Genomic DNA, 7,030 nt, shown 5'->3' on the forward strand with positions numbered 1-7,030 from the left:
AGAGCACGCTTATGTACCGCGCAGCCGCACGTATTACGTTATTGGGTCTGGTTATGGGCTTGAGCGCTTGCGCGGTTCAGCCCACAGGACCGCGCAGCCAGGAACCGATCCCGACGCTGCCCGGCAAGTCGCAGCCGAGCACGCCAGCACCCACGCCTACCCCGAAAGCTCCGGCAGCCGGCCCGAAAACTTCCAGCAACTTCGCCCCGCCACCGGGTGGCAACAGCCACTGGGATGCGCGCCTGGGTGTGCACGTACTGGATGACGAGAAAGACACCTTCTACCGCCAGCGCACCTACTACCGCTGGAACAACGGCTGGACCTGGTCAACGGGCCGTAATGGACCATGGCAGGAGACGGATTCCAGCGGTGTGCCAGCGGGGTTGGGTAAGCAGTTCGGGAATTGAGGCATCAAGGCTCCTGTTTAACACCCTGCAGTCTTCCAGATTTGAACCCGATCATGTAGGAGCTCACCGAGGTTACGAGGCCAGCGATGGCGAAGTGTCAGGCAAACCGCTATCGCTGGCCTCGTAACCTCGGTGAGCTCCTACAGGTCCTATATTTGCTCGGCGACAGCGGTGTGTCGTGGACACAAGGCGTGCTCCCACCGTACGGTTGTGTTTCCTAAGGCAAAAAAACGGCGACCCGAAGGTCGCCGTTTTTCATTTCAAACCAGCCCAATCATTTGCCGGTATAGATCTGATCAAACACCCCACCATCAGCGAAGTGGGTTTTCTGCACAGTGCGCCAGTCGCCGAAGGTTTTCTCTACCGAGAGGAAATCGACTTTCGGAAAGCGGTCGGTATATTTCGCCAGTACTTTTGGATCACGCGGGCGCAAGTAGTTGGCGGCGGCGATTTCCTGGGCTTCAGGGGACCACAGGTACTTCAGGTATTCCTCGGCGGCGGCGCGACTGCCTTTCTTATCAACGACTTTGTCGACCACGCTAACAGGCGGTTCGGCTTCAGCTGAGACGCTCGGGTAAACCACTTCGAACTGATCACGACCGAATTCGCGGGCAATCATTTCTGCTTCGTTTTCGAAAGTAACCAGCACGTCACCAATCTGGTTGGTCATGAATGTGGTGGTAGCGCCACGGCCGCCGGTGTCCAGCACGGGTACGTGTTTGAACAGGTCGCCGACGAACTTCCTGGCAGCGGCTTCATCACTACCGTTTTTCAGGGTATAGCCCCATGCCGACAGATAGGTGTAACGGCCGTTACCCGACGTTTTCGGGTTTGGCACGATAACTTCTACGCCGTCCTTGACCAGGTCGTTCCAGTCTTTCAAGGCTTTAGGGTTGCCCTTGCGGACGATAAATACGGTGGCCGAAGTGAACGGCGCGCTGTTGTTTGGCAGGCGCGTGACCCAGTTCTTCGGGACCAGTTCGCCGTTATCTGCCAAAGCATTGATGTCGGTGGCCATGTTCATGGTGATCACGTCGGCTGGCAGGCCGTCGATGACTGAGCGGGCTTGTTTACTGGAGCCGCCGAAGGACATCTGCACGGCGATGTTTTCTTTATGTTCGGCTTGCCAGTGTTTCTGGAACGCAGCGTTGTAGTCCTTATAGAAGTCACGCATTACGTCATACGACACGTTGAGCAAGGTCGGGGCGGCCTGAGCCGCGCTGCCGAAGGCCAGTCCAGCGGCGAGTAACGAAGCGGCGAAAAGTCTGTTCACTGCGCATTCCTTTTTTGTGGTGGGTCATGCTACCGGGTTTATAGCACTGAGTTGATGGCTTAATGCTGGCGACTATAGCCGGGCAGCATTAGGCGTTTAAAGATTTAAAAAGCATTTGCTTATGCTTTATTTTCCACGCGGGGGAAAAGCGCGTTGCCGCAGCGTGAGCAAAAGGCGGCGCCGTGTTCGTGATTATTCTTCGAGCACACCGGGCAATCGTGTTTCAGCTGTTCGCCACGCATGGCAGTGGCCAGCTCGGCGGTGAAGATTCCTGTGGGCACCGCGATGATCGAGTAACCGGTGATCATCACCAGCGCCGAGAGCATCTGGCCGATAGCGGTCTTGGGCACAATGTCGCCATAGCCCACGGTGGTCAGCGTCACGACTGCCCAGTAGATGCCTTTCGGGATGCTGGTAAAACCGTGCTCGGGACCTTCAATCACATACATCAGTGTGCCAAACACAACCACCAGCGTAGACACGCTGACCAGAAACACGATGATCTTCTGTTTACTGCCGCGCAGTGCCGACAGCAGGTAATTGGCTTGCTTCAGGTACGGGCTGAGTTTGAGCACCCGGAAAATCCGCAACATGCGGATCACACGCACGATCAACAGGTACTGCGCATCGCTGTAATAGATCGCGAGGATGCCAGGCACGATGGCCAGCAGGTCTACCAGTCCATAGAAGCTGAAGGCGTATTGCAGTGGTCGCGGTGAGCAGTACAGACGCAGTGCATATTCGATGATGAATACTGCGGTGAATCCCCACTCGGCATAGGCGAGCCACTCGCCATAGCCTTCGTGTGCGGCGGGAATGCTGTCGAGCACGACGACAATCAGACTGCAGAGGATGACCACCAGCAGCATCTTGTCGAAGCGTCGTCCGGCCGGGGTATCGTTCTGAAAAATGACAATGCGTAACTGTTCGCGGCGACTGATGGTGCTGTCCATGGTGGTTTCCGAATTCAAGATCGGAGCAGTCTACGCAAATTTCAGGGGCTGGTTTGCACTGTTGTATTGGAAGCGCAGGACCTGTGGGATCCTTTACTTGTCCGCAAGCTGATGACGTGGGACCGGCTTTAGCCGGGAAAGCTGCTTATCAGACGACACATTTTCAGTGACGGTACTGACCTCTTCCCGGCTAAAGCCGGTCCCACGACGGCGCAGTACCCTTGCGCGCAAAAAAAGAATCTTCCACAGGTTTATAAGCCCGTTACTAAACCCTGAACTGCCGCAACAACCCATTCAACTGTTCGCTCATTTCCCGCAAGTGAACGCTTGCTTCCGTCGACTGTTCTGCTGCGATGGCAGTGCTCTGCGAGAGTTGCGCTGCCTGCGTGACGTTCTGGTTGATGTCCTCGACGACGTGGGATTGCTGCAACGTTGCGCTGGCAATCGACGCGTTGAGGCTGTTGAGGTTGCGCAAGGCCTGGCTGATCGAGGTCAGGCTTTGCCCGGCCTGATTGGCTTGCTCGATGGTCAGTTGTGATGAACGGCTGCTATCGGCAATGACTTTTACCGCCGCATCAGAATGAGTCTGCAGGCGTTCGATCATGCTTTGAATCTCAGCGGTCGATTTCTGGGTGCGCTGGGCCAGCAAGCGAACTTCATCGGCTACCACCGCAAAACCACGACCCTGCTCCCCGGCACGAGCGGCTTCGATCGCCGCATTCAGGGCCAGCAAGTTGGTCTGTTCGGCGATTGAACTGATGACCTCAAGTACGCCACCGATTTGTGTACTTTCCGAAGAGAGCGTGCGAATTACGTCAACCGCTTGATTGATCGTGCTGGACAAGTGATCGATCTGGCGCAGGCTGCTGTCGATGTTCACCTGGCCCTGGTGCGCCTGGGACTCGGCGTCGCGCATTTCATTGGCGGCGTGCTCGGCATTCTTGGCAACGTCCTGAACGCCATAAGTCACCTCGTTGACGGCGGTCGCCACCAGTTCCATTTGCTGCGACTGTTGCTGGCTGCGCGCCTGGGCTTGTTCGGCATTGCTGCCCAAGTCGGAGGAGGCTTTTTCCAGGCCGTTAGCCGATGCCTGTAATTGAATGACCACGCCACGCAGCTTGGCGGTGAAGGCGTTGAAATGTCTGGCCAGTTGAGTGACTTCGTCGTTGCCTTGAGTTTCCAGAGAGCGGGTCAAATCGCTCTCGCCGCTGGCAATGTCAGCCATGGCTTGCACGGAGTCGCGAAGAGGGCGGACGATGCTGCGCGCGATAAGAATGACCAGCAGTGCCATGACGGCGATGATCGCCAGGCTGAACAATGCAGCATTGATCGTCTGTTGCTGGAACTCTGCTTTCACGTCATCGACGTAAACGCCTGAGCCGAGAATCCAGCCCCAGGGTGCAAACAGTTTTACGTAGGAAATTTTCCGGACGGGTTCACTGGCACCCGGCTTGGGCCAGCGATACTGAATCATGCCCGCGCCTTTTTCCTTGGCCACGGCAACCATCTCATTGAAGACGGCAAAGCCATCCGGGTCCTTGATTGCGGACAAATCCTGACCGACCAGCTTCGCGTTCATGGGATGCATGATCATGACTGGACGCATATCGTTGATCCAGAAGTAATCATCCTTGTTGTAGCGCATGCCGCGGATAGCATCCAGAGCCTGTTTCTGGGCCGCATCACGGCTTAGCGCGCCGGCAGTCTCCAGACCCTGGTAATACTCCAGGATCCCGCTGGCGCTCTGCACCACATGCATGGTTTTTTCCGCCTTGGCGGCGTAGAGGTCCGTGTGCACTTGTTTGAGCATGGCCGCTGCCAGGATAAACAGCATCAGTACGGAGACGATGAGAATCAGCCAGAGTCGTCGGCTGATGGATAAGCTGCGCATTGTCATGACCGGTTGCTCCGTTCTATTTTTTATTGTTTCGGACGCTTTGCGCCGTGGGGGCCCCATGAGGTCAGTCCCGACCCGATAATAGCCTTTTGATACTTGTCGTCTAGTCCACCGCTACTAAAGTGGGTGTCGGCGCTGAAAGGATAAACCTGAGTGGCTTGGCGGAAATTTCTCAAATTCCTGTGCGGTATAGCGAAAGGCTTACACGAAGAGGGGAGTTCCGCTCTATGAGTCGTCATATTTGAGCGGTAAATTGGATCCATCACCGCAGCGAAGGAAGCGCTTCGGGATCACGGATGATCGACCATCGCCAGGACGGCTACTGACAGGATGTCGGAATGGTCATACAAAAAACCCGCCTCGGCGGGTTTTTTGTTGTCTGCGGGAAAGTGAGCCTTTGAGGCTGTTTGAATCCACAGATTCTGTGCGAATGACGTGGGACCGGCTTTAGCCGGGAAGAGGGCGGGACAGACGCTGAATCTTCATCTTCAGAAATACCGCCTTCCCGGCTAAAGCCGGTCCCACGTCAGCGCCTACCCATCATTCCAAATCCCGATTCATGCATTCTTTGGTTCAATATCCGGGGCGCAGCCTTTCAGCACCAGCCGGATGATTGTCTGGGTTGCCGCTTCGTAATCACTGTCTTCCAGCTTCGCCTTGCCGGTGACTGTCGATATCTGCCAGTCGAAGTCGGCATAGGTCTGGGTCGCAGCCCAAATTGTGAACATCAAGTGATGGGGATCGATGGGCGCGATCAGACCGCTGTCGATCCAGCCCTGAATGCAATCAATGTTGTGTTTGGCCTGGCCGTTGAGTTGCTCTACCTGCTCAGGCGAGAGGTGCGGCGCGCCATGCATGATCTCGCTGGCGAATACTTTCGAGGCGAAGGGCAGGTCGCGGGAGATCAGGATTTTTGAACGGATATAGGCGCTGAGAACCTCGGCAGGCACGCCATCGCGATTGAAAGGCGTGGAGGCGCGCAGGATCGGCTCGATGATGCTTTCGAGCACCTCGCGGTAGAGGTTTTCCTTGGACTTGAAGTAGTAGTAAACGTTGGGCTTGGGTACGCCTGCCTTGGCGGCGATGTCGCTGGTTTTGCTGGCTGCAAAGCCTTTGTCGGCGAACTCTTCACTGGCGGCACGCAGGATCAGCTCTTTGTTGCGCTCGCGAATACTGCTCATAAACCAGAGGTTTCCTTGCCCGATCGGCGGTTGCGCATGGTAGCACCCGGCTCATGAGCGCCTCAATATCAGCCAACCCCTTGATCCGTGCTGTGCTTCAATGGCCGCTGCGTGGCATCAATCATGCTGCTTTATCGAACGTTCAATGACGTATTCAAGGATATTGACTGTGGCTGCTGGAAGTTTGCTGACTCTTTTGGATGACATCGCGACGCTGTTGGACGACGTGTCTCTGGCCGCAAAGAAAACCGCTGGTGTATTGGGCGACGATCTGGCTCTTAACGCACAACAGGTCACCGGAGTGTCCGCCGATCGTGAATTGCCCGTTGTTTGGGCGGTGGCCAAGGGTTCCTTGATCAACAAGGCAATACTGGTGCCCGCTGCCTTGCTGATCAGTGCGTTTGCACCTTGGGCGATTCTGCCTCTGTTAATGATTGGCGGTGCTTACTTGTGTTTCGAAGGTTTCGAGAAGATTGCCCATAAATGGCTGCATCCCGAAACCGAGCAACAGCGTCAGCAGCGCAGGAAGGCTGCCACCGACAAGAATGTCGACATGGTCGCGTTCGAAAAAGACAGGGTCAAAGGGGCGATTCGGACTGACTTCATTCTCTCGGCAGAAATCATCGTGCTGGCGCTGGGCGTGGTGTCCACCCGACCATTCCTGGATCAGGTCGGCGTGCTTGTTATCGTGGCGGTGTTGATCACCGTCGGCGTATACGGTCTGGTGGCGGGCATCGTCAAACTGGACGATCTCGGTCTTTATTTGAAGAAAAGCGCCAGGTCGGCGGTGCAAAGTATTGGTTCAGCGCTACTGTGGTTGGCGCCGGTATTGATGAAAATCCTTTCGATTGTCGGTACTGCCGCGATGTTTATGGTCGGCGGCGGGATTCTCACCCATGGCGTGCCTTTCGTTCATCACTGGATCGAAGGCGTAACGGAGCATGCGGCGCAAACGGTCGGTGGTTTTTCGATGGTGGTGCCTACTCTGCTGGACGCAGTCGCCGGTATTATTGCAGGTGCGTTGGTCCTGCTGCTGGTCACGGTAGCGGGGAAAGTCTGGAAACTAATCAGGGCCTGAATGGCTGGTCGACTTGAATGAATAGCCCACTGTTTTCCAGCGTTGTCGCGTATGCCCAGCAATGTGAGCGTCAGTTAGTGGAGATCCTGCATTTGCGGCCCAATCTGGACCGCAAGCAGGTTTCGGCCTGGGTCGATGAACAAAGTCACGCGCAAACCGAGAGTGATCCATTGGAGTTGCTGCGTGCGATCAACTCAAAAGTGCGGGCGGGCAAGCCGTTACCTTGGGAATAGATACGCAG

7 protein-coding genes and 1 pseudogene are annotated in these 7,030 nt (G+C 56.0%); 3 read left to right on the forward strand and 5 right to left on the reverse strand.

What is annotated here, in order from left to right:
* The first annotated feature begins 11 nt into the window (after positions 1-11).
* Positions 12-407: a hypothetical protein gene (locus AUC60_RS11355; protein WP_087266871.1), complete on the forward strand. Its 396-nt coding sequence runs from the start codon at positions 12-14 to the stop codon at positions 405-407.
* Positions 408-681: 274 nt separating this feature from the next.
* Here the strand turns inward: AUC60_RS11355 and AUC60_RS11360 are convergent, their stop codons facing one another.
* The 5 genes and pseudogenes from AUC60_RS11360 to AUC60_RS11375 form a co-directional block, all read right to left on the reverse strand.
* Entirely contained in the window at positions 682-1,680 is a 999-nt protein-coding gene (locus tag AUC60_RS11360; protein ID WP_087266872.1) for a sulfate ABC transporter substrate-binding protein, read from the reverse strand.
* A 119-nt stretch (positions 1,681-1,799) separates the two neighbouring features.
* Entirely contained in the window at positions 1,800-2,633 is an 834-nt protein-coding gene (locus AUC60_RS11365; RefSeq protein ID WP_087266875.1) for an ion transporter, read from the reverse strand.
* A 265-nt stretch (positions 2,634-2,898) separates the two neighbouring features.
* Positions 2,899-3,633 (reverse strand): methyl-accepting chemotaxis protein, encoded by a 735-nt coding sequence (locus AUC60_RS28525; RefSeq protein ID WP_405622956.1) that lies wholly within the window; start codon positions 3,631-3,633, stop codon positions 2,899-2,901.
* Between the two features lie 123 nt (positions 3,634-3,756).
* A pseudogene (locus AUC60_RS28530) lies at positions 3,757-4,590 on the reverse strand (cache domain-containing protein); the annotation flags it as partial.
* Positions 4,591-5,087: 497 nt separating this feature from the next.
* Positions 5,088-5,711, reverse strand: a complete 624-nt coding sequence (locus tag AUC60_RS11375; RefSeq protein ID WP_087266881.1) for a TetR/AcrR family transcriptional regulator — start codon at positions 5,709-5,711, stop codon at positions 5,088-5,090.
* A 169-nt stretch (positions 5,712-5,880) separates the two neighbouring features.
* Between AUC60_RS11375 and AUC60_RS11380 the strand changes: the two genes are divergently transcribed.
* Positions 5,881-6,789: a DUF808 domain-containing protein gene (locus AUC60_RS11380; RefSeq protein WP_087266884.1), complete on the forward strand. Its 909-nt coding sequence runs from the start codon at positions 5,881-5,883 to the stop codon at positions 6,787-6,789.
* A gap of 17 nt (positions 6,790-6,806) precedes the next feature.
* Complete coding sequence (locus AUC60_RS11385) at positions 6,807-7,022, forward strand: glutathione S-transferase family protein (RefSeq protein WP_027902392.1); 216 nt, start codon at positions 6,807-6,809, stop codon at positions 7,020-7,022.
* Positions 7,023-7,030: the final 8 nt, after the last annotated feature.

The sequence above is a fragment of the Pseudomonas caspiana genome, from assembly GCF_002158995.1.
Classification (GTDB): domain Bacteria; phylum Pseudomonadota; class Gammaproteobacteria; order Pseudomonadales; family Pseudomonadaceae; genus Aquipseudomonas; species Aquipseudomonas caspiana.